Source organism: Streptomyces sp. NPDC093591 (genome assembly GCF_044764885.1).
Classification (GTDB): Bacteria; Actinomycetota; Actinomycetes; order Streptomycetales; family Streptomycetaceae; genus Streptomyces.
Map to the genome: position 1 here is coordinate 150312 of NZ_JBIWIY010000012.1, position 24564 is coordinate 174875.

Below are 24564 nucleotides of genomic sequence, written 5' to 3' on the forward strand. Positions count from 1 at the left end.
GAGCCGCGAATGGTAAGCAGACAAGGGGGCGGTCTCGCGGTGTCCGATCTCGGGCGGCTCGTCGGCGGCAGGTACCTGCTGGTGGAGCGGGTGGGCAGCGGCGGTATGGGAACCGTCTGGCGTGCCGAGGACAAACTGCTCGGCCGCCACGTCGCCGTGAAGAAGCTGCACATCCCGCCGCACCTGCAGGACGACGAGATCCGCACGCTCTACGAGCGCACCCGCCGCGAGGCCCGCAGCGCCGCCCGGATCACCCACCCCAACGTGATCGTGGTGCACGACGTCGTCGATGACGAGGGGCTGCCGTGCATCGTCATGGAGTACGTCCCCTCGGTCACGCTGAGCGACGTACTGGAGCGGCGCGGTGCGTTGCCACCCGAGGAGGCGGCCCGGATCGGCATGGCCATGGTCGCGGCCCTGCGCGCCGCCCATGACGCCGGGGTCCTGCACCGGGACGTCAAGCCCGCCAACGTGCTGCTCGGTGACGACGGGCGGATCGTCCTGACCGACTTCGGGATCGCCATGGAGTCGGGTACGTCCTCGCTGACCAAGCCCGGCGAACTGATCGGCTCCATCTGCTATCTGGCCCCCGAGCGGCTCAGGGGCGCGCATCCCGAGACCGGTCCCGCCAGTGATCTGTGGGCCCTGGGGGCGACGTTGTACCAGGCGGTCGAGGGGCGCGACCCGTTCCGCCGCGACACCCCGATCGAGACGGCGTACGCCATCGCCACGGATCCGTACGAGCCCTCACGCAGGGCCGGTGACCTGACCCCGGTGATCGAGGGTCTGCTCGTCAAGGATCCCGAACAGCGCATGGACGTACACGAGGTCGAACGCCGCCTGCGCGAGGTGACCGGCCCCCGGACCGCCCGCCTCGATTCCCCCACGCGACCGGACCGCGCCGAGGGTCTCGCGCCTCCCGGCGGCAAGGGCGAGAGCAAGGGCAAGGGCAACCGCCGCCGTACGGTGGTGCGGTCGGTCCTGGCGGTGACACTCGCCGCCTGTCTGGCGGGCGGCGCAGTGTGGTGGCTCAAGGTCAGCGCCGACGATCCGAGCACGCACGCCTCCGGCTCCGGGGCGTCCACTCCCTCCGGCACCACCAGCCCCCGCCCCAGTACCAGCCCCACCGTGCCCCCGGTGCCCGCCGGGTACCACCTCGAGAAGCCGGACACCGGCATCTCCGTGCCCGTACGGGACGGCTGGACCCGCAAGACGTTGTCCGGCGGCGAAGTCGGCTACATAGACCCGTCGGAACTGGTGGGCCTGCGGGTCAACGTCGTCGAGTTCGCGGGCACCGATCCGCTGCAGCACTGGCGTGAGACGGAAGAGGAACAGACAGCCCGCGACAACCCCGGCTACGAACGGGTGAGGATGGCCGAGACGACCTTCCGGGACCGGCCTGCCGGGTACTGGGAGTTCACCTTCGACGGCAGAGCACGGAAGTACCGCGCGGCGGAGCTGGCCTTCGCGAGCTCCGACGGCACCCAGTACGTGATCTACCTCTCCGCGCCGGACGAGCAATGGCACGAGTACCGGCAGGTCTTCGACACCGCCGTCAACGGGGTCCGCCTGGGCGACGACACGTGACGGCGAGCCCTTTTCATCCCGCCCGACCCCCACGGCACTGGAGCAACCGCGCCCCATACGGACCACGAACCCCGCGACACGCTCGCGGCCGGTACGCTGTACCCGCTCCGCCCCTGGTGGCCGGGGCTGAGGTGGGTTGCCCGAGCGGCCTAAGGGAACGGTCTTGAAAACCGTCGTGGCAGCGATGTCACCGTGGGTTCAAATCCCACACCCACCGCTTGTAAGACGGCATAAGGCCAGGTGAGAAGGGGGGCCCGGATTTCCGAGCACCCCTTCTCGCAGATCATGAGGGCGGCCGGCCCTTGGCGTGTCTCACGACTTCTTCTCTTCCTGCGCCCGTAGCAGCAGCCTCAACTGCCCGATCTCCGCGACGTTCTTCATCAGCTCCGCGTTCACCCAGCCGATCATGTGGCCGACGGTGTACTGCGGGTCGTTCGGCGAGGGGAACGTAGCCGGGGCGTCCAGGTCGCTGTCGTCGAGCCGTTCCAGCGCGGCCAGCCAGTCCGTGCGCAGGTCGCGCAGCCAGGTGACGGTCGCCGGGCCGTCTCCGGGCCAGGTGATGTCGGTCCGCTCCCGGGGCGCTCGGCCCCGTAGATGGTCGGCGGCCACGCTCCACCACCAGCCGATGTGCCAGCTGACCCAGGCGATGGTCGGCACGGGGACGGGATCGGGCTCGGTGTCCGCCCAGTCCGGTACCCAGGTGCCGTCGGCGGCCGGGCGCACCGTCCAGCAGTGGGGTCCCGGTTCCCACAGGAAGTCCTCGGGGCGGAGCCGTTCGAGGTGGTACTCGAACAACGCCCAGGTGAGATCGAACTGCCAGCGCATCAGGTCACATCGGGAAGTGGTCATCGGCCGACCCTGGCAGACAGGTTCCCCTTCGGGGCAAGCCGATTTCTCAGCCACGGCTGTCGTCCGGGAGTGGGGTCAGAGCTCGTAGTCCCGCGCCAGCCCCTCCCAGTCGACCTCCCGCAGTGCCTCCTCCGCGTCGCAGCCGGACGGCACCCGCGCGGTGGGCTGGAACCAGATGATCGTGAGGGCGGAGCGGTACAGGACCGGGTCGTGGTCACGGTCGAGGGCCGTGGAGTGGAAGGCGCCCACGCAAGCCACCGACGGCAGCACCTCGACCGGGCCGAACGCGCCCGCGTACTGGTCGGGATACTCGCGCGGTGGCGGAACGAGGTGCACCGGCACGGCGGGGTGGGCGTGTTCCGCGGCGCGGACGAGTCCCTTGATCTTCATGTCGTTGACCGGCTTGCACGGGTAGCCCTCCAGCATTCCGCCGTACGTCGAGGAGAACCGCAGCTCGGAGAGGTCGAGCGAGCGGCCGGACGCGAGGACGACGCGGGTCAGCGACATGGTCGGCACTCTAGGGCGGTGGTGCATCGAGCTCCTGTGAATTTCAAGGTGCCGGTCAGGCGCCTGCGGGCACCGGACGTCCCTTGACGGGCGCCTGAGGACCCCGAGACGCCTCATCGGGCGCGCGCCGAGGCCCGCGCGCCCCGTCAAGGCGGGTGCCCAGTCAGGGCCGGTGCCCCGTCAAGGCCAGTGCCTAGTCAGGGCCGGTGCCCCGTCATCCGCGCAGCCGACGCGATCGTCGCGCGGGCCTCGCGTTCGGTCAGGCCGGTGTTGAGGGCCGCCTCGAGGAGGGGGTCGGTGAGGGCGGGACCGATGCCGTCCTCGTAGGCGCGGCAGGCGGCCCAGAACAGGCGGGTGTTGCGCTGGCCCTCGTGGGCGGCGAGCACGAACTGGACGAGTCCCTGCCCGTGACCGCCTGTCGACGGGGGCGTGGAGTGGTGCGTGCGGGGCGGAGGGAGCAGAAGGCGCAGGAGGGCGCGCGGACAGGGCGCGGGGGCGATGTGGGAGGTGCCGGGGGCGGTGCTGTAGACGCCGTGGTCGGTGCGGGAGCCGGGGCCGACGAGGTAGCCGCCGGCGCCGCGGATGTCGATGCCGGGTGCGAGGCGGCCCGCCGAGTTGGGGACGACGACGTCGGGCGGGCCGGTCAGCCAGAGATGGCGGCCGCCGCTGGGGGTCAGGACGACCACCGTGGGCGGGATCGTGAACAGGTGGCGCAGCGCCAGTTCGCGCAGGGCGGTGGAGGAGTCCGTACCGGATTTGGTGTCGAGGTCGATGCCGATCAGGTGGTGCGGGGGCAGTCCGCATGCGATGCCGTAGCCCGTGGCCCAGGGGGCGGCCGCGAAGAGTTCACGGATGCGGGCGGGATCGGTGGAGGCGTCGTAGACGCCGTGTCCGAAGCGGCCGCACTCGCCGTGGCAGGGGACCGGGCCGGGGTCGTCGCGGTGCGGGGAGCGCAGGGCCGGGAGTTTCGTCCGGGACAGGGGGATGACGGCCAGTCCGCGTTCGGCGGCTGACAGGGCGTGTGCGAGGGCCAGCGTCGTGGCCTGCCGGTCGGTGGTGGCCATGACTCCATGTTCGTACGAACGTTCGAAAAAAGAAAGAGGGGTGGACTGTGGCTCGCCGCGCGACTCGCCGGGTGACCCGCCGGTCGACGGAGGTTCGTCGGCGGCCTGCTGGAACCTTTCGTCCCTTGTGGGGCTTGAGGTGGAGCTGTCCGTACCACCCCGTCTTGGACGGCTAGAAGTGGCGAAAGGGGTTTATCGACTTGTCATCACGCTTCAGGGCGAATAGCGGCTTCCGGGGTGGTTCGCCGGGGATTCGGTGGGCAACTCTGATCTCGCGACGTCGTGCACAGCTCCAGGGCGGTCGGCCAACTGCCTTGGAACGACCAGTACTTCTGCACTACCTACGCGTCCGGCGGGGAGCCTGGGCGCACCTGTTCTGGAGGAACAACATGGCAAGCATCCGTACCGCCCGCGTCATCGCAGCCGTCTCCGCACTCCCGCTCGCCGCCGTACTGTTCACCGGCGTGGCGACGGCGGACAACGGTGCCTTCGCGGACGACGGATCCAGCGCGGCCGTCACGAACGCCGCCCAGGGCCTCATCGGCAGCGGGGTCGGCGGCGACAACTACGGCACCTCGTCCACCACACAGCAGCAGGCGACCGGCTCCGGTGCCTCGAACCAGAGCAACACGGCCCAGGTCAACGGCTCCGCGTTCACGGCCGTCAATCAGGGCGACGACAACACGTCCGTCAACTTCACTCCGCTCTGGTGGTGAGCTGAGGGGGCCGGCGCCCCGGTGCTCAGGCGCCGGCCCCCTCGGATCTGTGGGGTGTGCTGTGGGGTGCAACGCGCCTGCGCGGCGGTACTTCGGTGCCGCCGCGCAGGCGTTTTTCCGTGTTCCTCCTGGCTATTCGATGGCCCGCCGGTGGGCTTCGGCAGTCTTCTGGTGGCCTTCGGCAGTCTTCCGGTGCGGCTGCGTCGGTCTTCCGGTGGGCTTCGGCAGCCATCCGGCGGGCTTCGGCAGTCATCCGGCGGGCTGCGCCGGTCTTCCGGTGCCTTCGACGGCCCGCTGCAGCCTTGACAGTGGTACGCATCTGACGGACAGTCAGAAATCTTCGTTTTTGGGGATGGGACCGGGAACCGGGGTCTGGGCACGGAACCCCGACCGCCTCGCGATGTTCCCAAAAACTCGTGGGAACCGGATCGGTGTTCGCGGTGTACCAGAAGTGTCAGTGCGATGCGCCGTGGGGCGATGAGGACGAGGGGGCGACGGTGAGCTACGAGCCGGCGGTGAGCCATGAGGCGGAAGCGCGCGAGGAGTTCGAGACGCGGCTGAAGGCCTACGAGGGGGAGCGTGCCGCTGTGTCGCGCGTGGGCAAGGACCCCGTCAACGCGCCCATGATCCGGCACTGGTGCGAGGCCATGGGTGACACCAACCCGGCGTACTCGGGGCTGGACGCCATAGCTCCGCCCACCATGCTCCAGGCGTGGACCATGAGCGGCCTCTCCGGCCATACGGGACGCGCGCACGCCTACGAGGAACTGCTCGGGCTGCTCGACGAGGCGGGCTACACCTCGGTGGTCGCCACCGACTGCGAGCAGGAGTATCTACGACCCTTGCGGCCCGGGGACGAGATCGCCTTCGACTCGGTGATCGAGTCGGTCTCGGAGAGGAAGACGACGAAGCTCGGCACGGGTTACTTCGTCACGACCCGCATGGACATCCGCGTCGGCACCGACCTGGCGGGCACCCACCGCTTCCGCATCCTCAAGTACGCACCCATACGCCAGGCCGGCCGGTTGCATCGGCCCGACCGGTTACGTCAGGCGGGTCAGGCACGCCAGGCCGGTCAGGCACGTCAGGCAGGTCAGCCACGTCAGGCCGGTCAGTCGGGGCCACGCGAGCAGCCTGCTCGCCCCCGCCCCGTGGTCAACCGTGACAACGCCGCCTTCTGGGAGGGCGTCCAGCGGCACACCCTGTTCATCCAGCGCTGCACCGCCTGCGGCACCCTGCGCCACCCCTGGCTGCCCGGCTGCAACGCCTGCGGCGGCCTGGACTGGGACAAGGTCGAGGCGAGTGGAGAGGGGACGGTCTATTCGTACGTCGTGATGCACCACCCACCGTTTCCCGCCTTCGACCCGCCCTACGCGGTCGGCCTGATCGAACTGGCCGAGGGCGTGCGGATGATCGGCAACGTGGTGGGGGTGCCGTACGACAAGGTCAGGATCGGGCTGCCGGTGCGGCTCGAATTCCAGGAGCACGACCAGGAGTTGGTGCTGCCGGTCTGGCGCGCTCAGGAGTCTCAGCACATTCGGGAGGTGGTCACATGAGCGCCGGTGAGGGCGTGGCGGGGAACCGCATCAAGGCCGGTGACGGACTGCCACCGCTGGAGGTCCCGATCACCCGCACCTTGATCGTGGCCGGTGCCATCGCCTCGCGCGACTACCAGGACGTGCACCACGACGCGGAGTTGGCCCATCAGAAGGGCTCTCCCGACATCTTCATGAACATCCTCACGACCAATGGCCTGGTCGGCCGCTACATCACCGACCACTTCGGACCGACGGCCGTGCTGCGCAAGGTGGCCATACGACTCGGGGCGCCCAACTACCCGGGAGACACGATGGTGTTGACGGGCACGGTCGAGGAGGTCGACGGCGACACGGCGACGGTACGGGTGGTCGGCGCGAACGGCATCGGCAGACACGTGACCGGCACGGTGAGGGTTACCGTCCCGGCTGGGACTGCGGTCACCGTCCCGGCGAGGGCGGCGGACAGCATGTCAGCGGGAGCGGCGGGCAGCGCTTCGACGACGGCCACGGTCACCGCATCACCGGAGGGCCCGGCATGAGCATGCGTGTGCGGGACACACTTGCCGGGCGGGCGGCGATTGTCGGTGTCGGGGCCACCGAGTTCTCCAAGGACTCCGGGCGCAGTGAGCTCCGGCTGGCCGTGGAGGCGGTGCAGGCCGCGCTGGACGACGCGGGGCTGACGCCGGGGGACGTGGACGGGATGGTGACGTTCACGATGGACACCAGCCCGGAGATCACCGTGGCCCAGGCCTGCGGGATGGGTGAGCTGTCCTTCTTCTCCCGGGTGCACTACGGCGGCGGCGCGGCCTGCGCGACCATCCAGCAGGCAGCGCTCGCCGTGGCGACCGGGGTCGCGGAGGTGGTGGTCTGCTACCGGGCGTTCAACGAGCGGTCGGGGCGGCGCTTCGGGTCGGGAGTGCAGCACCGGGAGCCGTCGGCGGAGGGGGCGGCGCTCGGCTGGTCGCTGCCGTTCGGGCTGCTCACGCCGGCCTCCTGGGTGGCGATGGCGGCCCAGCGATATCTGCACACGTACGGGCTGACGCCGGAGGTGTTCGGGCAGGTGGCCGTCGTCGACCGCAAGTACGCGGCGACCAACCCGGCCGCGTACTTCCACGGCAGACCGATCACCCTCGCCGACCACGCGGTCTCGCGCTGGATCGTCGAGCCGCTGCGGCTGCTGGACTGCTGCCAGGAGACGGACGGCGGCCAGGCACTCGTCGTCACGTCCGCCGAGCGGGCCCGTGACCTGCCCCGTCCCCCGGCTGTCATAGCGGCGGCGGCCCAGGGTGCCGGCCGAGGGCAGGAGCAGATGACGAACTTCTACCGGGACGACCTCACCGGTCTGCCGGAGATGGCCGTGGTGGCGCGGCAGCTGTGGCGGACGGCGGGGCTGGGGCCGGGGGAGATCGACGTGGGGATCCTGTACGACCACTTCACCCCCTTCGTGCTGATGCAGCTGGAGGAGTTCGGGTTCTGCGGAAAGGGGGAGGCCGGGGACTTCGTGGCCGAGGAGCGGCTGCCGCTCAACACACACGGGGGGCAGCTGGGGGAGGCGTATCTGCACGGGATGAACGGCATCGCGGAGGGGGTGAGACAGGTGCGGGGGACATCCGTGAACCAGATACCCGGGGCGGAGCGGGTGCTGGTGACGGCGGGCACGGGCGTGCCGACGTCGGGGCTGGTCCTTGCCACCGACGGGTGACCCCCAGGGGTAATCCCGCAGTAGGTGTCCCCTGCTCGTCCACCTTCAGGAGGTGGAGTCAGCCCCACCCCTACAACCTGAGGCGGACGTTGCTTCGGCACCTGCGGCCGATCCGCTGGAGCAGGGCCCGCTCATAGCGTGGAGCCATGACCACACCCGTCTGCACCAGCGCTTCCGACGCCGCGACGCGGTCCCTGCCGAATGCGACGTATCCCTCCTTCACGTCGTACGTGCGGGCCCGCCAGCCGGTGCTGCTGCGTACCGCCCGCTCGCTGACCGCGAACCCGAGCGACGCGGAGGACCTGCTGCAGACAGCGCTCACCAAGACCTACGTCGCCTGGGAGCGCATCCAGGACCATCGTGCGCTCGACGGCTATGTGCGCAGGGCGCTGCTGAACACGCGGACATCGCAGTGGCGCAAGCGCAAGGTCGACGAGTTCGCCTGCGACGAGCTGCCCGAGCCGGAGCCCACCCCCGGCCACGACGACCCGGCTGAGAAGCAGGCGCTGCACGACGCGATGTGGCGCGCGATCATGCGGCTGCCGGCCCGGCAGCGGGCGATGGTCGTCCTGCGGTACTACGAGGACCTCAGCGAGGTCCAGACCGCCGAGGTGCTCGGGGTGTCCGTCGGCACGGTGAAGTCGGCGGTGTCACGAGCGCTCGGGAAGCTGCGCGAGGACCCTGAGCTGGGGCTGGTCCGCTAGGCGCCGGCGCAGGCTGACGGTGAGGCCCTCCCCCCGGGCCCGCGGCGGCTCTGTCACCTGCTGCGCCGGCCAGGTCGGCCACCGAGTCGGCCCCATAACCCACCTCCACCCCGTCGGCCCCCATTCCACCCCGCTGGCCCGCCATTCCACCCCGTCGGCCCTCCAGCCCACACCGGCCGACTGCCCCGCCCCAAGGGACCCCGCCTCCCCCGTATCGTCACGGCGCCATGAACGCAACGTGACATGATCGATCACCCGCCCCTAGTGACATACCGCGCGGTATGCGCGCAGAATCTCCGCAACCCTTACTACCGCGTAGGCAATGTCGCCCCGGGAGGACGCCGTGCTGAGCACCATGCAGGACGTACCGCTGCTGATCTCGAGGATCCTGACCCACGGGTCGACGATCCACGGCTCATCGCAGGTCATCACCTGGACCGGAGAGGCCGAGCCGCACCGCCGTTCCTTCGCCGAGGTCGGCGCTCGTGCGGCACAGCTGGCGCACGCCCTGCGCGAGGACCTGGGCGTGGCCGGCGACGAGCGGGTCGCGACCCTGATGTGGAACAACGCCGAGCACGTCGAGGCGTACTTCGCGATCCCCTCCATGGGCGCGATCCTGCACACCCTCAACCTCCGCCTCCCGGCCGAGCAGTTGGCCTGGATCGTCAACCACGCGGCCGACCGGGTGGTCATCGCCAACGGTTCGCTCCTCCCCCTCCTCGCCCCGTTGCTGCCGCACCTCAAGACGGTGGAGCACGTGGTGGTGTCGGGGCCGGGTGACCGTTCCGCGCTGGCGGGGGCGGCCGTGCAGGTGCACGAGTACGAGGAGCTGATCGCCGACAAGCCGACCACGTACGACTGGCCGGAGCTGGACGAGCGTCAGGCCGCCTCCATGTGCTACACCTCGGGCACGACCGGGGACCCGAAGGGTGTCGTCTACTCCCACCGCTCGGTCTACCTGCACTCCATGCAGGTCAACATGACCCAGTCGATGGGCCTGACCGACCAGGACACCTCGCTGATCGTGGTCCCGCAGTTCCACGTCAACGCCTGGGGACTGCCGCACGCCACCTTCATGACCGGCGTCAACATGCTGATGCCGGACCGCTTCCTGCAGCCCGCGCCGCTCGCCGAGATGATCGAGGGCGAGAAGCCGACCCACGCGGCCGCCGTGCCCACCATCTGGCAGGGCCTGCTCGCCGAGCTCACCGCGAAGCCGCGGGACGTCTCCACCCTCGGCCAGGTCACGATCGGCGGCTCGGCCTGCCCGCCCTCGCTCATGGAGGCGTTCGACAAGCTGGGCATGCGGGTCTGCCACGCCTGGGGCATGACGGAGACCTCCCCGCTCGGCACGGTCGCCCGGCCGCCGGCGCATGCGGTCGGTACGGAGGAGGAGTTCGCGTACCGCCTCACCCAGGGCCGTTTCCCGACGAGCGTCGAGGCCCGTCTCACCGGCCCCGGCGGCGAACGCATCCCCTGGGACGGCGAGTCGGCCGGCGAGCTGGAGGTGCGCGGCCCCTGGATCGCGGGCGCCTACTACAACGGCCCCGACGCCGAACCCCTGCGCCCCGCCGACAAGTTCAGCGAGGACGGCTGGCTGAAGACCGGCGACGTCGGCACCATCTCCCCCGACGGCTTCCTCACCCTCACCGACCGCGCCAAGGACGTCATCAAGTCCGGCGGCGAGTGGATCTCCTCGGTCGAGCTGGAGAACGCGCTGATGTCCCACCCGGACGTTGCCGAGGCCGCCGTGGTCGCCGTCCCCGACGACAAGTGGGGCGAACGTCCGCTGGCCACCGTCGTCCTCAAGGAGGGCGCCACCACCGACTTCGAGACGCTGCGCGCCTTCCTCGCCGACGAGGGCAAGATCGCCAAGTGGCAGCTCCCGGAGCGCTGGACGGTCATCCCGGCGGTGCCGAAGACGAGCGTCGGCAAGTTCGACAAGAAGGTGCTGCGCAGGCAGTACGCCGAGGGCGACCTGGACGTCACCCAGCTCTGACCCGCATACGGCGGCCGGGACGAGGCGGGTTCGTCCCGGCCGCCGAGTACTTGCCTGAGGTACGGCTTGCCTGAGGTACGGCACCTGCACCGCCGTACGCTCCACCGACGTACGGCACCGCACGACCCACCGAGAAACGGCACCCTCACCGCCGTACGACTCACGCCCTCCGTCATCGTCACCGCCGCCCAGCGGTCACCCCCCACCCCACCACCAGCCAGACCCCGGCCACCGCACACACTCCGCCCCAGCCGAAATGTCCGAAGGCGAAGCCCGCCAGGGCCGAGGCGGTGGCGCCGCCTGCGAAACCGGCGACGACGTAGGCGCTGTTGGCGGTCGCGGGGGAGGTCGTGGTCGTCAGGGCCAGGGTCTGGTTGGCGACGTGGGAGGCGACCAGGGCGGCGTGGATGGCGACGGCGGCCAGGAACAGCGCGACCATCACGTGCCCGCCCAGCCAGAACAGCGGCACGGACAGAGCGGCGAGCAGATACGCGGACCGTACGACCTTGGCGGCGCCGAAACGGTCGACCAGGCCGCCCGCGAGCGGCGCCACGACACTCGCCGCCAGCCCGAAGAGGCCGAAGAGCCCGGCGGTCGCGGTCGAGAGGTCGTACGGCTTGCCCGTCAGCAGCAGCGTCAGTGAGGTCCACAGGGCGCTCCAGGCGCCGAACATGCCGGCCTGTCGTACGCATGCGCGCCACAGGTCGGGGGAGCGGCGCACCAGGCCCGGCATCTCGGTGAGACCGGAGAAGAGGCCGCCGGTGCGGCGGGGGCGCTCGGCCGGCAGGACGGTGGCCGTCAGCAGGCCGAGTGCGCCGGTGAGTACGGCCGCCCCCACGAACACCCACCGCCAGCCGAAGGCCTGACCGGCCAGGCCGCCGAGGACGCGGGCCGCGACGATGCCGGTGAACAGGCCCGCGATGACGGCGGCGACATGGCGGGCGCGGCGTTCGGCGGGGGCGCGTTCGGCGACGAGCGGAACGAGCAGCTGCGGTACGACGGTCGCGGCGGAGGCGACGAGGACCGCGGCCGCGAGCGCGCCGGTCCCGGGCGCCGCCGCGCCCGCGGCCAGGGCCGCCGTCGTGGCCAGCGACAGCACGGCCACCAGCGGACGCCGGCTCACGCGGTCGCCGAGCGGGGCGAAGAAGAGCAGGCCGGCGGCGTAGCCGAACTGTGCGACCGAGGCGATCCAGGCCACGGCCGAGGGAGCGGTCCCGAAGTCCTGGGCGATGACCGAGAGGAGCGGGGCCGCGAGGTAGATGTTGGCGGCCGTGACGGCGGAGCACAGGGCGATGAGGGGGAGGAAGAGGCGGGACGTCGTCGTCTCCGGGGTGGGCGTACGGAGGGGGTGAGCTGTGGTGGTCGATGCCATGAGCGGAGTGACTCCTCCGAGTCTTCGAGTCCTTCGAGCCTTCTCTGGCAACCAACTGGGTCTCTAGCAACCAACTGGTTGGTTGAATGCCTGTCGACAGTCTGCGCCGCACACGCCCTCTCGTCAACCAAACAGTTGGTTACTTACCCGCTACCCTGATCCCATGGCAGTAAGGGACCCCGAGGCGACCAAGGCCCGGATCTTCGACGCGGCGGTCGCCGAGTTCGCCCGGTACGGCATCGCGGGCGCCCGTATCGACCGCATCGCGGCCGAGGCCAAGGCCAACAAGCAGCTGATCTACGCCTACTTCGGCAACAAGGCGCAGCTGTTCTCCCAGGTCCTCGGCCGCTCCATGGTCGATCTCGCGGCAGCCGTCCCGGTCGACCCGGACGACATCGAGGGCTGGCTGGACCGGCTGATGGACTACCACGCCGCCCACCCCGAACTGCTGCGCCTCCTCTACTGGGAGGGCATCCAGTACGGCAGCACGGAACTGCCCGACGAGACCGAGCGCCACGAGCACTACGCCCACAAGGTCGCCGCGGTCCGCGACGGCCAGGACCGCGGCGTGATCACCGACGCGATCCCGGCCCAGGACCTGCTGTTCCTGCTGGTGGCGATGGCCAACTGGGCCACCGTCGTGCCTCAGATGAGCCGCATCCTGGTGGGCGGCGAGGACAGTGACCGTGACCGCCTGCGCGCCTCGGTCAAGGAAGCGGCGCGCAGGCTCGTCGCGCGCTGACGCACGTCGGCCGGCCGGTTGGTCAGTTCGTCCCGATCCGAGACAGCAGGTCCACGATCCGGGACTGCACCTCACCGCTGGTGGACCGCTCGGCGAGGAACAGCACCGTCTCGCCGGAGGCCAGCCGCGGCAGGTCGGCCTGGTCGACGGCGGCGGTGTAGACGACGAGCGGGGTGCGGTTGAGCTGTCCGTTCGCACGCAGCCAGTCCACGATCCCGGCCCGGCGCCGATGGACCTGCATCAGGTCCATCACGACCAGGTTCGGCCGGAAGTCGCCCGCCAGCGCCACCGCGTCGGCGTCACTCGCGGCCCGCGCCACCTGCATCCCGCGCCGCTCCAGCGTCGCGGTCAACGCCAGCGCGATCTCCGCGTGCTCCTCGATGAGCAGGACACGCGGTGGATGCTGCTCGCTGTCCCGGGGCGCGAGCGCCTTCAGCAGGACGGCGGGATCGGCGCCGTACGCCGCCTCCCGTGAGGCCTGTCCGAGCCCCGCCGTCACCATCACCGGCACCTCGGCCGCGACGGCGGCCTGCCGCAGCGACTGCAGCGCGGTCCGCGTGATCGGCCCGGTCAGCGGATCGACGAACAGCGCGGCCGGGAACGCCGCGATCTGGGCGTCGACCTCCTCGCGCGAGTGCACGATGACGGGCCGGTAGCCGCGGTCACTGAGCGCCTGCTGGGTCGTCACGTCCGGCGCCGGCCACACCAGCAGCCGCCGCGGGTTGTCCAGCGGCTCCGGCGGCAGCTCGTCGTCCATCGGCTGCGGGCGCGGAGTGTCGGCGACCTCGACGGCCCCGCCCGGCCCGTCCAGCGGCTCGGGTCCCTCGGCGGCGTTCTCGTCCGGCGCGCCTATGGCGTACGACCGCCCGGCGCCCTCGGTCATCGGCGCCAGCCGCGACTGCCCGGCCTGCGACGGCTGGGACTGCCCGCCGAGCGACGGCTGCGGCGACGGGGCGGGAACCGGCTGCGCGGGCACCGGCTGCTCGGCCTGCGGATGCGGCCGTGCCGCCTGCTCCGCCGGCGCGCCGGTCCGGGTGGCGGGGTCGGGCGGCGTACCCAGCTTGCGGCGCCGTCCACCGCTGGTCTGATGCGGGGGAGGCGTCGCCGACGGCTGCTGCACCTGCGCCGCCTGCCGCGTGAAGGGCACTCCCTGCCCCAGCGTCCGCACACTGATCGCCCGCCCCTGCGTCGAGTTCGGGTCGACGGGGGCACCCGGAGCGGCGGCGGCTTCGGCAGGCAGCGGCTGCGCCGCACGCTGCTGCTGGGGGGCCTGGGCCGCCGCGGCAGCCTCGGGAGGCAACGGCGTGCCCGGAGCAGGCGTGCCCGGGGCGGGCTGGGGCTGCGCCTGCTGAGCTGCGTTCGGATTCGGCGGTACGGGGCCGACGGCGCCCTGCGGCGGGACGGGAGCACCGGCCGCGTGCGGGGGCGCGGGGGTCGCCGCGGCGACGTTCGCCGGTACGGCTGTCCCCGCGCCGGAGGTGTCGTCGGCAGCGGGCCACGGCTGGGGGGCCGGGGCGCCCTGCGCCGGGGCTGCCTCGGTGGGGAGGGGCTGGCCCGGCACCGGCTGCGCGGAGGCGGGCTGGCCAGGCACCGGCTGGGGCTGACCCTGCTGCACGCCCTGACCGGCGGCAGCCTGCGTCGGCGCCCCGGCGGCTTCCGCCGGCTGACCCACGGCCCGGCGACGACGCCCGGTCGGCGCGCTGGTCGGATGCGGCTGCGGCGGGGTGTGGTCCTCGGACTGGTCGTGCGACACGGCATCGTGCCGGCCTTCGTCGACGAGTACGTCACCGGGGGCCCCTTGCCCGGGGACCTGGGCTTGACCCGGAACTTGGGCTTGAGCCGGAACCTGTACCTGCTCCGGAACCTGGACCTGACCCGGGGCCTGACCCTGCGCAGGAGCTGGCACCTGACCCGGCACCTGACCCGCACCCGGGACCGCACCCGGAACCGCACCCGGAACCGCATCCGGCATCTGGCCCGGAGCCCCAGGCGAAGCCGGAGTCATGGCCGCCCCGGCAGCCGTCGCAGCCGCAGCGGCACCCGCAGCCGTGGTCGGAGTCATGGCCGGAGCCGAACCCGGGGCCGGAGTCGGCTCCGCGCCGCCCTGCCCCTCCACACCGTCCACACCGTCCGCACCGTCGGCGGCGGCAGTCCGGTCCGCCGCGGCGGGCGGCAGCGCGAACACCTGACGAGGCCCCGTCTCCTGCGCCTGCGCGGCACCGCGCTCGGCCGCCGCGGCCAGGGCACGCCGCCGACGCCCGGTCGGCTGGGGGCCCTCACCCGAACCGGCCGTAGCGACCTCGGAACCCGGCTGAGCGGCGTCACCGCCCGCAGGCAGCGCGGGCGGCAGCGCGTGCTGCTCGCCGCCGTCACGCCGGGCACGTCGCCCACTGGGTGCGGGCACGCCTTGCGGGGGTACGGTCCCGCCGAGCCCGTTGCCGACGGCTGCGGTCCCCGCAGCGTGCTCGCCCGCCATGACGACGGAGCCCTCGGCGACACCGCCCTGGCCGTCCGGGCCGCCCTCGCCGCCGTCACCGCTCTCGGCCGGTCGCCCGCGCCGCCGCCCGGTACCGCCGGAGCCCTCGCCGCCGTCCCCCGCGCCCTGCGGGAGCTCCGGCGCAGGCGCGGCCGCCCGCCTGCGCCGCCGACCGGTGGGCGCCGCGCCCTCGGCGTCGCCTGCCTCGGCCTCGGCACCGGGCGTGTCGCTCTCCAGGAAGGCGTCGACGGAGGACCGCCGGGCCCGCCGCCGACCGCCCCCGGCACCCTGCTCGCCGCCCTCGACGGCGGCCTCGGTCCCGTCACCGGCCTCAGCCGCGCCGGCCTCGACGGGAGTGGCGGGAACGGCCCCGGCCCCACCGCCGATCGGCACTTCGAGGACGTACGCACTGCCGCTCATCCCCGGCACCTCGTGCGTCTGCAGCACACCACCATGAGCCCGCACGATCCCGCGCACGATCGGCTCGTGCACCGGGTCTCCCCCGGTGTACGGCCCACGCACCTCGATCCGTACGACCTCACCGCGCTGGGCCGCCGCGACGACCACGGTGTTGTCCATGTAACCGCCCGCCGACACGGGCGAGTTGCCGGTGGCGTCGACGCCGGCGACATCCGCGACGAGATGCGCGAGCGCGGTGGCGAGGCGCTGCGGGTCGACCTCGGCCTCGATGGGCGGCGCGTGCACCGCGAACTGCACCCGCCCGGGCCCGATGAGCTCGACGGCCCCGTCGACACCCGCGGCGACGACGGCGTCGAGCATCACCTTCGTACGGGTGACCCCCTCGCCGTCCGAGTCGAGCCGCTGGTAGCCCAGGACGTTGTCGATCAGCGTCGTGATCCGCGAGTATCCGGCCGAGAGGTGGTGCAGCACCTGGTTGGCCTCGGGCCACAACTGGCCCGCGTCGTCCGCGGCGAGCGCGGCCAGCTCACGACGGAGTTCGTCGAGCGGACCCCGCAGCGAACGCGCGAGCAGCGTCAGCAGCTGCTCATGCCGGCCCGCCAGCGCCTCGTACCGGTCCTTCTCCCGCTCCCCGAGCGCGGCGTAGCGCTCCTCGCCCGCGGCGAGCTCCTCCGCGTGCCGCTCCTTGAGCTCCTCGAGTTCGGCCACCTGCTTCTGCCGCAGGGCGGTCAGCTGGGAGGCGTGCTCCTCGGCGAGCCGTTCCAGCTCCTGGGCATGCCGCTCGTCCTCCGCCGCCTTCTCCTCGGCGAGGGCGTCGTAGGGCCGCCGGTCGGCGAAGGTCATCACGGCGCCGACGAGCTGGTCGCCGTCGCGGACGGGCGCGGTCGTCAGGTCGACGGACACCTTGTCCCCGCCCTTGGACCACAGCACCTGCCCCCGCACCCGGTGCTTGCGCCCCGAGCGCAGGGTGTCGGCGAGCGGGGACTCCTCGTACGGGAAGGGGGACCCGTCGGCACGGGAGTGCAGCACGAGCGTGTGCAGCTCCCGTCCACCCAGGTCACTGGCCCGGTAACCCAGTATCTGAGCGGCGGCCGGATTGACGAGGACGATCCGCCCCTCGGTGTCGGTCCCTACGACACCTTCCGACGCGGCCCGCAGGATCATCTCGGTCTGCCGCTGCGAACGCGCCAGCTCGGCCTCGGTGTCGACGGTCCCGGAAAGGTCCCGCACGACGAGCATGAGCAGCTCGTCACCCGTGTAGCCGTAGCTGTCGTAGGCCTGTTGCCCGTTCTCAAGATTCGCGGACGTGACCTCGACCGGGAACTCGCTGCCGTCGGTCCGCCGGGCCATCATCCGGGTCGGCTTGGTCCGCCCCTGCGGATCCATGTGATCCGGCCGCCGCATGGAGCCCGGAATCAGCTTGGAGTCGAAGTGGGGCAGCAGATCGAGCAGCCCGCGCCCGACCAACGCCGTCCCCGGCGCCTCGAAGGCCTCCAGGGCGATGGTGTTGGCGTTGACGACGGTCCCGTTGGCGTTGACCAGCACCAATGCGTCGGGAAGCGCGTCGAGTATGGCTGCGAGGCGAGCAGCGCCTCGGGATGGCCTGCTGCTCACGAGACGCTTCCTCCCTGTTACCGCACCTTGCCGACCGCTCGGGCCATCTTGCCAACCGTCCCGCAGCGTGTCACGCGAGGGAGTCTAAGGGCTGGGGTTGCGCTCGCGACGCCGGATGAGAGGGAGGTCGCACGACGAAGTGACCCAGAACGTATGACCGCCTGTGCAGACGTCCTTCCGGCTCCCGTCCGGCTTCACTCCAGCTTTTGCGAGACCTTCGCGGGAGTTTTACGGACTCGGTGCGTCCGGTATGGAAAGCCTGTGCGACCGATGACGACACGCGGGTACGTCAACCGCACGGCAGTCCTTCCCCGGCCCTCCTCCCCGGCTACGACCGCTGCCCTTCCCTCCGCAGGTCGGGAAGGAGCGGCACGAGCCGGTCCCAGCGGGCGATCTGGCACCCGTCACTGCGGTCGTACCGCGCGTCCACGGGGCGCCCGGCCCAGGTACCGGTGACATGCGCGGTGGCCGGCCCGCCGTACTGCATGGTGCAGAAACCGTCCTGCGACGGGGGCGCGAAGACGTCCCTGCCCCACCGGGTGCCGCGGTCGAGCGCGGCACACGCGCCGCGGGCGTCGGGATGATCGCCGCCCGCCGGGTGGCAGGACAGCTCATAGGTTCGATCACCACCACCGCTGCCGCCGGTGTTGCGGACGGTGACGGTGAGGTGATCGCCGGAGCGGCCCAGGTCCTTCAGGGCCGAGGGCGCGAGGGGAAGGGGCGCGGTCTGGGCCTGCGCGGAGGCGGGCCCGACGGCGGTGGAGCCGACGGCCGCGAGGGAACCGGCGGCGACGAGGAGAGCCCGGCGAAGGCGCCGGGCCGGGGTGGAACGGTTGGCCTGCAACATGACCTGACTAACGCCGTACGCCCCCGGATGTTGCGCACCGCCCCACCGGCCCGAAGTCTCCCGAAGCGCGCCGGGAAGGGCTTTGCCCTGCGGCCTCCCTGCCTAGTACCGTGGGAGCCGATTGGTGACACCCCGCTCGACTGTGTCATCATCTGCACGCACCACTCGCGCTCGCGCGAGCGGCTGTGCTGGAGGCGTCGCCTAGTCCGGTCTATGGCGCCGCACTGCTAATGCGGTTTGGGCCTTAAAGCCCATCGAGGGTTCAAATCCCTCCGCCTCCGCGCCTGATCACGAAGCCCCGGTCCTCGGACCGGGGCTTCGTTGGTTCGACGGGGGTGGGACGCCATGCGGCCGACGAGGGGCTCTTTGAGACGTTTCCGCAGGTCACAAGGGGTACGGCTAACGGATTTCACATGGCGGCGGCAGTCATGTAATGTTCTTCCTGTCGCCGCGAGCGGGCCGAAAGGGCCGGGAGCGGCGGGAAAACAGAACAAGCACTCGTAGCTTAACGGATAGAGCATCTGACTACGGATCAGAAGGTTGCAGGTTCGAATCCTGCCGAGTGCACAGCACGTCAAAGGCCCTGTGGAGTGATCCACAGGGCCTTTGATTTTTGCCTTGACGGCAGTGTTTGACGGCAACCGCCTCAAAGGGCGGATGAGGAGCCGATCAGACGGCTACGGGGACACCGGCCGCGCCGTCATCATCGTCCGGATCGTTGCCGTCAGCCCTCAGCGCGTCGCCGACGCGATCGAAGGCGGAACGCTGCGAGTCGAGCCGTACGAAGGTGTAGATGTCCATGGTCACGCGGATCGAGCTGTGGCCAAGTACTTCCATGATCATGCGGGCGTCGGCGCCCTGCTCGTGGAGGAGCGAGGCGCAGGTGTGGCGCAGGTCGTGAAAGCGGACCTTGCGGACGCTGGCGCGGACGCACAGCGCCTCGAAGGAGCGGTTCAGGTTACGCGGCTCGATGGGCGTCCCGTTCTTCGTAGTGAAGACGAGGCCCTGGCCCGTTCCCTTCCAGTTGTGACCGGCCGCCTTCCTGTCGGCGAGCTGCTGAGCGCGCTGGGCGCGGAGTGCCGTCACGCACTCGGACGGCAGGGCCACGCGACGGGCCGAACGCTGAGTCTTCGGCGCGACGATCAGCAGTTCACCGCCGACCCGCTGTAGGGCCTGCCGGACGGTGAGGACTCCTTCGTGAAGGTCGACGTCCGACCAGCGCAGCCCCAGCAGCTCACCGCGCCGCAGGCCGATGCGCACCGCCAGTTCGTACGCGGCCCACAGCCGGTTGTCACGGGCCGCCGCCAGGAGCTGACGCCCCTCCTTGGCCGTGAGCGGTTCGATCTCGCGCTTCGTTCCCATGCTCAGCTCCACGTTCCGGGCCACGTTGCGGGGCAACTCGTCCTCACGTACGGCGTGCTGGAGAGCAGCACGCAGGATCACCAGCAGGAAGCGCACGGTCCGATCAGAGGGGAGCTTCTTGCAGCACTTGCCGAGGGCGCAGCAGCGCCGCTTGTGCTCCGGCCGCTTCTTGTCCTTGCCCTGCGCGCAGCACTGGCAGGTGGCCGCCGTCTTCGCGAGGAAGGCCCGGATGTCGCGGGCGGTGAGTCGCACGAGCTTCTTCTTGCCGAACTCCGTGGTGACGTAGTTGCGCACCAGCGACTCGTAGTTGACGTACGTGGTCCGGCGCACCTTTCCCTTGGCGACGTTCGTCAGCCAGTACGTCAGGTACTCGGCGATCGTCATCTTGCTGGTGGCCACCGGGAGACCGTTGATGGAGTCGGCCTTGAGCTTGGTCAGCTTCTCGTGCGCTTCATCCCACGTTGCCGTAGACACTGCGCCGCTTGTACGTGCCGTCCGTCGTGAGCACGTACGCACTGCCTTCCCAACGGCCGTCCTTCCGCTCGTAGATGGTGCCCTCGTTGTTGGCGTTCTTCTTCGGCTTGGCCATCAGGCGGCTTCCTGTTCGGTCTGGAGGGATATGTAGGCGTGCACGGCGGATTCGCTGACACGGCGGCAGCGGCCGATCTTGAAGGAGGCGAGTTCGCGCGAGCGGATCAGGTCGTGGACCTTCCACCGGCTGATGCCGAGACGCTCGGCGACCTGGTCCACGGTGAGCACGGCCGTCGTCATGCGGGCACCAGCCCTTCCTGCTTGAGGCGTTGTGTGTGGGCTATGTCGTGGCGGACCTGGGCGGCGAGGAGTTCTTCGCCGGGGCGGTAGCCGCTGCTGAGGTAGGTCCACGAGGAGGCGGTGACGAGGGTGGTGTTCTCGTCGGTGTTGGGGAGGCCGGCGCGGGCACGGGCGGCTTCGGCCTGGGCGAGGCGCCAGGCTCGGCGTACGTCGCGGAGGGCGCCGAGGGTGGTGGAGTAGGCGCGGGACTTGGTGGAGAAGTGGCCGCGGAAGCCGAGCATGTGGGCCCACTTCCAGAGCTTGAGGTGCGCGAACTCCGGCAGATGGCCGAGGTCCCATGCGGTGCGGATCATCTGCCGTACGTGCTGCTGGACGGGCAGGGCCTTGATGGGTTCGGCCTGTCCGGTGCCGTCGCAGTCGTCGCACCGGTCGTGGAAGCCGTCGGGGCCGCGTACGTAGCCGCGTCCGGAGCAGGGGCGGCACATGAGGGTGCGGTCTACCGTGCCCGCGCCTTCGGCGTTCTTGGTGGCGTACTTGGCGACGTATCCGGCGACCTTGGCGTCTGTGTACTCGGCAACCCTGGCGTCGGTGAGTTCGCCGTTGCCCAGGGCGGTGATGGGGTCCACCCTGAACCGGCGGCCCCAGGCGATGACGCGTTCACCGATGGCGTCGGAGGCGACGGTGAGGCGAGCACGCTTGACCGCCAGGCCCACGGCGGCCTTGAGGACGTCGAAGGTGGCCCAGGGCGGAGGCGGAGTGGTGTGACCGTCGGGTCCGTCGAAGCGGATAACGGCGTGGAAGTGGACCAGGCCGCGCTTCTGGTATTCGGCGACCTTCGCGAAGGAGACGCGCAGAGCGGCGTTCAGCGCCTTCTGCGTCATGCCCAGGCGTTCGGCCAGGGCCCGGCGGAGGTAGGTGGTGAAGCGTGCCCACAGCTGACCGGCGTGCGCGTTCCACAGCACGGCGCCGGTGTAGTCGTAGGTGGTCGGGTCGAGAGGGGTGCCGAGTTCGGGGGCGTCTTCGGCGTGGGTTTCACCGCAGGCACAGGGACGGAGCTTGCCCGCGCTGTCGGCTTTGCGGTTGTGGACCCGGCCGAAGGAGGGGGCGGTGAGGGTGACGAAGGCGCGGGGGTGGTCGCGGACGGTTTCGGCGACGTTCTTGCCGCCGGACAGTCCGGCCTTGATGAGGTGGTAGGTGTCGGCGGCGTAGACGCGCGAGCAGGCGGGGCAGCGGGAGGCGCGGCGGTTGCCGCAGGTGGTCAGCAGGCGTCCGGAGGGTTCGTCTTCGGAGCGGTAGGAGCGGATCACTTCCTTGGTGGCCGGGTCGGTGGTGACCGTGAAGCCGTGGAGGTTGATGGGGCTGGTGCAGCCGTGCAGGTTGCGGACCTGTTCGGTGACGCGGTCGAAGTCGTGGGTGTTGGCCAGTTCGATCAGGTCCCGCAGGCTGGGGCTGATCATGTGCCGTAGGTCGAGGGGGCGGCGCATGGGTGGCGGGGTCTCCCTTCTGGCGCGAGGGTGGGACCTGCGGGCAGCAGCGATCAGTGCGCTCGGGCTGCTGCCCGCAGGCATGACGGGGTGGGCCCAGGGGCGGGCGAGGGTGGGAGGTGCCGGAAAGGCCGGCGGAGGGCGCGGCGCTACAGGGCGGCGTGGAGGGCGGTGGCCATGGGCAGGCCGATGCCGAGCCGCCTCTTGAGCTGGGCCGCCGTGATGGGTTCGCCGTGCTCGGCCTGATGCGATGCGGCGATGGAGCGCGCTTCGGCCAGCAGGGGCTCAGGCACCTTGACCACAGGCGGGGGAGCGGCGGGGGCCGGGGCGGGGACCGCAGCGACCGGGGCCGGTCGGAAACCGGTCTGGGTGTGGCGGGTGCGGGCGTCGAGACGGGTTCCAGGTTGGCGGAGGCCGGGGCTGGGTTCTCGGCCCGTTCGGTCTCGGCAGCCGTGGCGGTGGCGCCGACGGTGACCGCGTGGAAGGAGCGCAGGAGCTGGGGGCCGACCGCTCCCCATCCGAGGAGGAGCAGGGGAGCCACGGCGTCGACAGCGGCGCGGCCGTAGTGCCCGGCGACGATGGGTTCGGCGATGTTGAGGGCCAGGGTCAGCAGGCCGGACACGTGCATGAGGCGGGTGGCCGCCTTCATCTGCTCGGGCGGAACGCCACGCAGGGACAGGTAGCGCAGCGCGACCAGGAGCCCGACCACGGACAGGTCCACCATCGGGGCTATGAGCGGTGCGATGGGGGCGGGGACGCCCAGGCGCAGGGCCAGGGCCCAGACGTTACCGAAGGAGAAGACGAACGCCAGGAGGGCGATGATGCCCATGACCACAGTCACGGTGCGCTGGGTGATCCGGTCCTCAGACATAGGGTGTTCACCTCCTTTCAACAACGTTCGAATGGCGGGGAGTTGGGGTCAGGCCGCCATGGGCGGGGTGGGCTTGGTGAGGCCGACGCCGGGGCTCTGGGCGGTGAGCAGGTCGGCCGGGTCGGCGGTGAGGTGCGCGGTACGGGCCGCGATGTAGGCGGCGTCCTTGCCGGACACGAAGGGCGTGCGGATGCGGGTGAAGCCGGGCTGGGACTGGTGGTTCATGGAGGCCACGCCGACGTAGGCACGGTCCTGGAGGTTGATCGGGTTGGCGTCCGGCCATTCCCGGATGTCCTCACCGAGCGCGGCGACGGCAGCTTCGGCGGTCTTCTGCGCGAAGGACAGATCGATGGGGCACACGGATCAAGGCGGCCCGCCTACGGCGGGCCGCGGGCGCGGGGGGCCCCGGGCCCCCCCCCCCCCCCCCAAAACCCCCCCCCCCCCCCCCCCCCCCCCCCCCCCCCCCCCCCCCCCCCCCCCCCCCCGCGGGGGGGGGGGGGGGCCCCCCCCCGCCCCCCCCCCCCCCCCCCCCCCCCCCACGTTTCTGCTGACTGGGGCGAACCCGTGGTGGGCTCAGCTCTCCTCGGCGTGGGAGACCGCGCGGCGCGCGTCCGCGTCCAGCACACCCCAGCTGATCAGCTGCTCGGTGAGAACCGAGGGGGACTGGTCGTAGATGACGGCGAGTGTGCGCAGGTCGTCCTGGCGGATCGAGAGCACCTTGCCGTTGTAGTCACCGCGCTGCGACTGGATGGTCGCCGCGTAGCGCTGCAGGGGACCTGCCTTCTCGGCCGGTACGTGGGCCAGCCGCTCCAGGTCCAGGACCAGCTTCGGCGGCGGCTCGGCGGCGCCGCCCGGCGTGGTGCCCGGCAGCAGCTCCTGCACCGGAACGCCGTAGAAATCCGCCAGCTCCGCGAGGCGCTGCACGGTCACGGCGCGGTCGCCGCGCTCGTACGAACCGACCACGACGGCCTTCCAGCGTCCCTGGGACTTCTCCTCGACACCGTGGAGGGAAAGGCCCTGCTGGGTGCGGATGGCCCGGAGCTTGGCCCCGAGCTGTTTGGCGTATTCGCTGGACATATAGCTCCCCGGACACTGTGTCGACGCGGCTGGCTTGGGTTCCATGCCGCGCGGTTGGTAACTCACTGTGAGGTTACGCAGCGTTACTCTGGCGCGTCAAGCCGAATGGTCCACACCGACGCTTCCGTGCTATCGGTGGCCGATTGGGCCAAGTGGGTGAATGGGGGTGGCTCCCCGGCCTGCTACGGTGGATGGCGCAAACCAGACGTCCTTTAAGGTCCGTCCCGTGAGGCGGAGAAGGAGGTCCTTTTCGTATGGACAAGCAGCAGGACACGCAAGCGTCCGATGCCCGGCCCGTCCTCGAAGGCCCTGACATCGCGCGGGTATTGACCCGCATCGCCCACGAGATCGTCGAGCGCGCCAAGGGCGCCGACGACGTGGTGCTCCTCGGCATCCCGACCCGCGGCGTCTTCCTCGCCCAGCGGCTCGCCGCCAAGCTCGAGCAGATCACCGAGCGCAAGATCCCGGTCGGCTCGCTCGACATCACCATGTACCGCGACGACCTGCGCATGCATCCGCCGCGTGCGCTGGCCCGCACGGAGATCCCCGGTGACGGACTCGACGGCCGCCTCGTCGTCCTGGTCGACGACGTCCTCTTCTCCGGCCGCACCATCCGCGCCGCCCTCGACGCCCTGAACGACATCGGCCGTCCGCGCGCGGTCCAGCTCGCGGTCCTCGTCGACCGCGGCCACCGCGAACTGCCCATCCGTGCCGACTACGTCGGCAAGAACCTCCCCACGTCGTTGCGGGAGACGGTCAAGGTCCAGCTCGCCGAGGAGGACGGTCGCGACACCGTGCTGCTCGGTGCCAAGCAGACCCAGTAGCAAGCCGGCGGGGACGCCGCTCCTCGGCATGCCCGCAC

21 protein-coding genes, 3 tRNA genes and 1 pseudogene are annotated in these 24564 nt (G+C 71.2%); 12 read left to right on the forward strand and 13 right to left on the reverse strand.

Annotated elements, in window-relative coordinates; all coding sequences use genetic code 11:
• The first annotated feature begins 39 nt into the window (after nt 1-39).
• On the forward strand, nt 40-1587 hold the full coding sequence (locus ACIREI_RS25670; RefSeq protein ID WP_403337092.1) for a protein kinase: 1548 nt from the start codon (nt 40-42) through the stop codon (nt 1585-1587).
• Nucleotides 1588-1717: 130 nt separating this feature from the next.
• Nucleotides 1718-1804, forward strand: a tRNA-Ser gene (locus tag ACIREI_RS25675).
• 95 nt (nt 1805-1899) lie between these two features.
• On the opposite strand, the gene ACIREI_RS25680 is transcribed toward ACIREI_RS25675, so the two are convergent.
• From ACIREI_RS25680 to ACIREI_RS25690, 3 genes are all read right to left on the reverse strand, one after another.
• Nucleotides 1900-2436 (reverse strand): DinB family protein, encoded by a 537-nt coding sequence (locus ACIREI_RS25680; RefSeq protein WP_403337095.1) that lies wholly within the window; start codon nt 2434-2436, stop codon nt 1900-1902.
• Nucleotides 2437-2511: 75 nt separating this feature from the next.
• Nucleotides 2512-2943 (reverse strand): hypothetical protein, encoded by a 432-nt coding sequence (locus ACIREI_RS25685; protein WP_403337098.1) that lies wholly within the window; start codon nt 2941-2943, stop codon nt 2512-2514.
• Nucleotides 2944-3140: 197 nt separating this feature from the next.
• Nucleotides 3141-4007: a bifunctional DNA primase/polymerase gene (locus tag ACIREI_RS25690; protein WP_403337101.1), complete on the reverse strand. Its 867-nt coding sequence runs from the start codon at nt 4005-4007 to the stop codon at nt 3141-3143.
• A 389-nt stretch (nt 4008-4396) separates the two neighbouring features.
• Between ACIREI_RS25690 and ACIREI_RS25695 the strand changes: the two genes are divergently transcribed.
• The 6 genes from ACIREI_RS25695 to ACIREI_RS25720 all read left to right on the forward strand — a co-directional run bounded on the left by ACIREI_RS25695 (nt 4397) and on the right by ACIREI_RS25720 (nt 10666).
• Nucleotides 4397-4723, forward strand: a complete 327-nt coding sequence (locus ACIREI_RS25695) for a hypothetical protein (protein ID WP_403337104.1) — start codon at nt 4397-4399, stop codon at nt 4721-4723.
• A 497-nt stretch (nt 4724-5220) separates the two neighbouring features.
• Entirely contained in the window at nt 5221-6279 is a 1059-nt protein-coding gene (locus ACIREI_RS25700; RefSeq protein ID WP_403337106.1) for a bifunctional MaoC family dehydratase N-terminal/OB-fold nucleic acid binding domain-containing protein, read from the forward strand.
• A gap of 29 nt (nt 6280-6308) precedes the next feature.
• Nucleotides 6309-6800 carry a MaoC/PaaZ C-terminal domain-containing protein gene (locus ACIREI_RS25705; protein ID WP_403337407.1) on the forward strand — a complete coding sequence of 164 codons (492 nt, stop codon included), beginning with the start codon at nt 6309-6311 and terminating at the stop codon, nt 6798-6800.
• Nucleotides 6797-7963 carry a lipid-transfer protein gene (locus ACIREI_RS25710; RefSeq protein ID WP_403337109.1) on the forward strand — a complete coding sequence of 389 codons (1167 nt, stop codon included), beginning with the start codon at nt 6797-6799 and terminating at the stop codon, nt 7961-7963. Before ACIREI_RS25705 ends, ACIREI_RS25710 begins: the two co-directional genes overlap by 4 nt.
• 146 nt (nt 7964-8109) lie before the next feature.
• Nucleotides 8110-8667: a SigE family RNA polymerase sigma factor gene (locus tag ACIREI_RS25715; RefSeq protein WP_403337112.1), complete on the forward strand. Its 558-nt coding sequence runs from the start codon at nt 8110-8112 to the stop codon at nt 8665-8667.
• A gap of 322 nt (nt 8668-8989) precedes the next feature.
• Nucleotides 8990-10666 carry a long-chain fatty acid--CoA ligase gene (locus ACIREI_RS25720; RefSeq protein WP_403337115.1) on the forward strand — a complete coding sequence of 559 codons (1677 nt, stop codon included), beginning with the start codon at nt 8990-8992 and terminating at the stop codon, nt 10664-10666.
• A gap of 178 nt (nt 10667-10844) precedes the next feature.
• Here the strand turns inward: ACIREI_RS25720 and ACIREI_RS25725 are convergent, their stop codons facing one another.
• On the reverse strand, nt 10845-12038 hold the full coding sequence (locus ACIREI_RS25725; RefSeq protein WP_403337118.1) for an MFS transporter: 1194 nt from the start codon (nt 12036-12038) through the stop codon (nt 10845-10847).
• A 163-nt stretch (nt 12039-12201) separates the two neighbouring features.
• Between ACIREI_RS25725 and ACIREI_RS25730 the strand changes: the two genes are divergently transcribed.
• Nucleotides 12202-12780 carry a TetR family transcriptional regulator gene (locus ACIREI_RS25730; RefSeq protein ID WP_403337120.1) on the forward strand — a complete coding sequence of 193 codons (579 nt, stop codon included), beginning with the start codon at nt 12202-12204 and terminating at the stop codon, nt 12778-12780.
• Nucleotides 12781-12802: 22 nt separating this feature from the next.
• On the opposite strand, the gene ACIREI_RS25735 is transcribed toward ACIREI_RS25730, so the two are convergent.
• Nucleotides 12803-17221 carry a PAS domain-containing protein gene (locus tag ACIREI_RS25735; protein ID WP_403337410.1) on the reverse strand — a complete coding sequence of 1473 codons (4419 nt, stop codon included), beginning with the start codon at nt 17219-17221 and terminating at the stop codon, nt 12803-12805.
• Between the two features lie 397 nt (nt 17222-17618).
• Nucleotides 17619-18137: an SSI family serine proteinase inhibitor gene (locus ACIREI_RS25740; RefSeq protein WP_403337123.1), complete on the reverse strand. Its 519-nt coding sequence runs from the start codon at nt 18135-18137 to the stop codon at nt 17619-17621.
• Nucleotides 18138-18327: 190 nt separating this feature from the next.
• Between ACIREI_RS25740 and ACIREI_RS25745 the strand changes: the two genes are divergently transcribed.
• A tRNA-Ser gene (locus tag ACIREI_RS25745) sits at nt 18328-18418 on the forward strand.
• A 213-nt stretch (nt 18419-18631) separates the two neighbouring features.
• Nucleotides 18632-18704 (forward strand) — tRNA-Arg (locus ACIREI_RS25750).
• Between the two features lie 102 nt (nt 18705-18806).
• Here the strand turns inward: ACIREI_RS25750 and xerC are convergent.
• From xerC to bldD, 7 genes and pseudogenes are all read right to left on the reverse strand, one after another.
• A complete protein-coding gene (xerC, locus tag ACIREI_RS25755) occupies nt 18807-19973 on the reverse strand; it encodes a tyrosine recombinase XerC (protein WP_403337126.1) in 1167 nt (388 codons plus the stop codon).
• Complete coding sequence (locus ACIREI_RS25760) at nt 19951-20088, reverse strand: hypothetical protein (RefSeq protein ID WP_403337128.1); 138 nt, start codon at nt 20086-20088, stop codon at nt 19951-19953. Before ACIREI_RS25760 ends, xerC begins: the two co-directional genes overlap by 23 nt.
• Nucleotides 20088-20270, reverse strand: coding sequence for a helix-turn-helix domain-containing protein (locus ACIREI_RS25765; RefSeq protein WP_365140282.1), 183 nt, complete (start codon nt 20268-20270; stop codon nt 20088-20090). Before ACIREI_RS25765 ends, ACIREI_RS25760 begins: the two co-directional genes overlap by 1 nt.
• Complete coding sequence (locus ACIREI_RS25770; RefSeq protein ID WP_403337130.1) at nt 20267-21754, reverse strand: replication initiator; 1488 nt, start codon at nt 21752-21754, stop codon at nt 20267-20269. The genes ACIREI_RS25765 and ACIREI_RS25770 overlap by 4 nt, the downstream gene beginning before the upstream one ends.
• 149 nt (nt 21755-21903) lie before the next feature.
• Nucleotides 21904-22625, reverse strand: a pseudogene (locus ACIREI_RS25775) (DUF2637 domain-containing protein).
• Nucleotides 22626-22673: 48 nt separating this feature from the next.
• On the reverse strand, nt 22674-22985 hold the full coding sequence (locus ACIREI_RS25780; RefSeq protein ID WP_403337132.1) for a hypothetical protein: 312 nt from the start codon (nt 22983-22985) through the stop codon (nt 22674-22676).
• A 213-nt stretch (nt 22986-23198) separates the two neighbouring features.
• Nucleotides 23199-23702 carry a transcriptional regulator BldD gene (bldD, locus tag ACIREI_RS25785; protein ID WP_004002691.1) on the reverse strand — a complete coding sequence of 168 codons (504 nt, stop codon included), beginning with the start codon at nt 23700-23702 and terminating at the stop codon, nt 23199-23201.
• Nucleotides 23703-23956: 254 nt separating this feature from the next.
• Between bldD and pyrR the strand changes: the two genes are divergently transcribed.
• Entirely contained in the window at nt 23957-24526 is a 570-nt protein-coding gene (pyrR, locus tag ACIREI_RS25790; protein WP_302002141.1) for a bifunctional pyr operon transcriptional regulator/uracil phosphoribosyltransferase PyrR, read from the forward strand.
• Nucleotides 24527-24564: the final 38 nt, after the last annotated feature.

What these genes read in the sequence shown, in the direction of transcription:
- ACIREI_RS25680 (WP_403337095.1), bottom strand. Translation starts at nt 2,436, where the DNA reads ATGACCACTTCCCGATGTGACCTGATGCGCTGGCAGTTCGATCTCACC.
- ACIREI_RS25685 (WP_403337098.1), bottom strand. Translation starts at nt 2,943, where the DNA reads ATGTCGCTGACCCGCGTCGTCCTCGCGTCCGGCCGCTCGCTCGACCTC.
- ACIREI_RS25690 (WP_403337101.1), bottom strand. Translation starts at nt 4,007, where the DNA reads ATGGCCACCACCGACCGGCAGGCCACGACGCTGGCCCTCGCACACGCC.
- ACIREI_RS25695 (WP_403337104.1), top strand. Translation starts at nt 4,397, where the DNA reads ATGGCAAGCATCCGTACCGCCCGCGTCATCGCAGCCGTCTCCGCACTC.
- ACIREI_RS25710 (WP_403337109.1), top strand. Translation starts at nt 6,797, where the DNA reads ATGAGCATGCGTGTGCGGGACACACTTGCCGGGCGGGCGGCGATTGTC.
- ACIREI_RS25715 (WP_403337112.1), top strand. Translation starts at nt 8,110, where the DNA reads ATGACCACACCCGTCTGCACCAGCGCTTCCGACGCCGCGACGCGGTCC.
- ACIREI_RS25720 (WP_403337115.1), top strand. Translation starts at nt 8,990, where the DNA reads ATGTCGCCCCGGGAGGACGCCGTGCTGAGCACCATGCAGGACGTACCG.
- ACIREI_RS25725 (WP_403337118.1), bottom strand. Translation starts at nt 12,038, where the DNA reads ATGGCATCGACCACCACAGCTCACCCCCTCCGTACGCCCACCCCGGAG.
- ACIREI_RS25730 (WP_403337120.1), top strand. Translation starts at nt 12,202, where the DNA reads ATGGCAGTAAGGGACCCCGAGGCGACCAAGGCCCGGATCTTCGACGCG.
- ACIREI_RS25740 (WP_403337123.1), bottom strand. Translation starts at nt 18,137, where the DNA reads ATGTTGCAGGCCAACCGTTCCACCCCGGCCCGGCGCCTTCGCCGGGCT.
- ACIREI_RS25760 (WP_403337128.1), bottom strand. Translation starts at nt 20,088, where the DNA reads ATGGCCAAGCCGAAGAAGAACGCCAACAACGAGGGCACCATCTACGAG.
- ACIREI_RS25765 (WP_365140282.1), bottom strand. Translation starts at nt 20,270, where the DNA reads ATGACGACGGCCGTGCTCACCGTGGACCAGGTCGCCGAGCGTCTCGGC.
- ACIREI_RS25770 (WP_403337130.1), bottom strand. Translation starts at nt 21,754, where the DNA reads ATGCGCCGCCCCCTCGACCTACGGCACATGATCAGCCCCAGCCTGCGG.
- bldD (WP_004002691.1), bottom strand. Translation starts at nt 23,702, where the DNA reads ATGTCCAGCGAATACGCCAAACAGCTCGGGGCCAAGCTCCGGGCCATC.
- pyrR (WP_302002141.1), top strand. Translation starts at nt 23,957, where the DNA reads ATGGACAAGCAGCAGGACACGCAAGCGTCCGATGCCCGGCCCGTCCTC.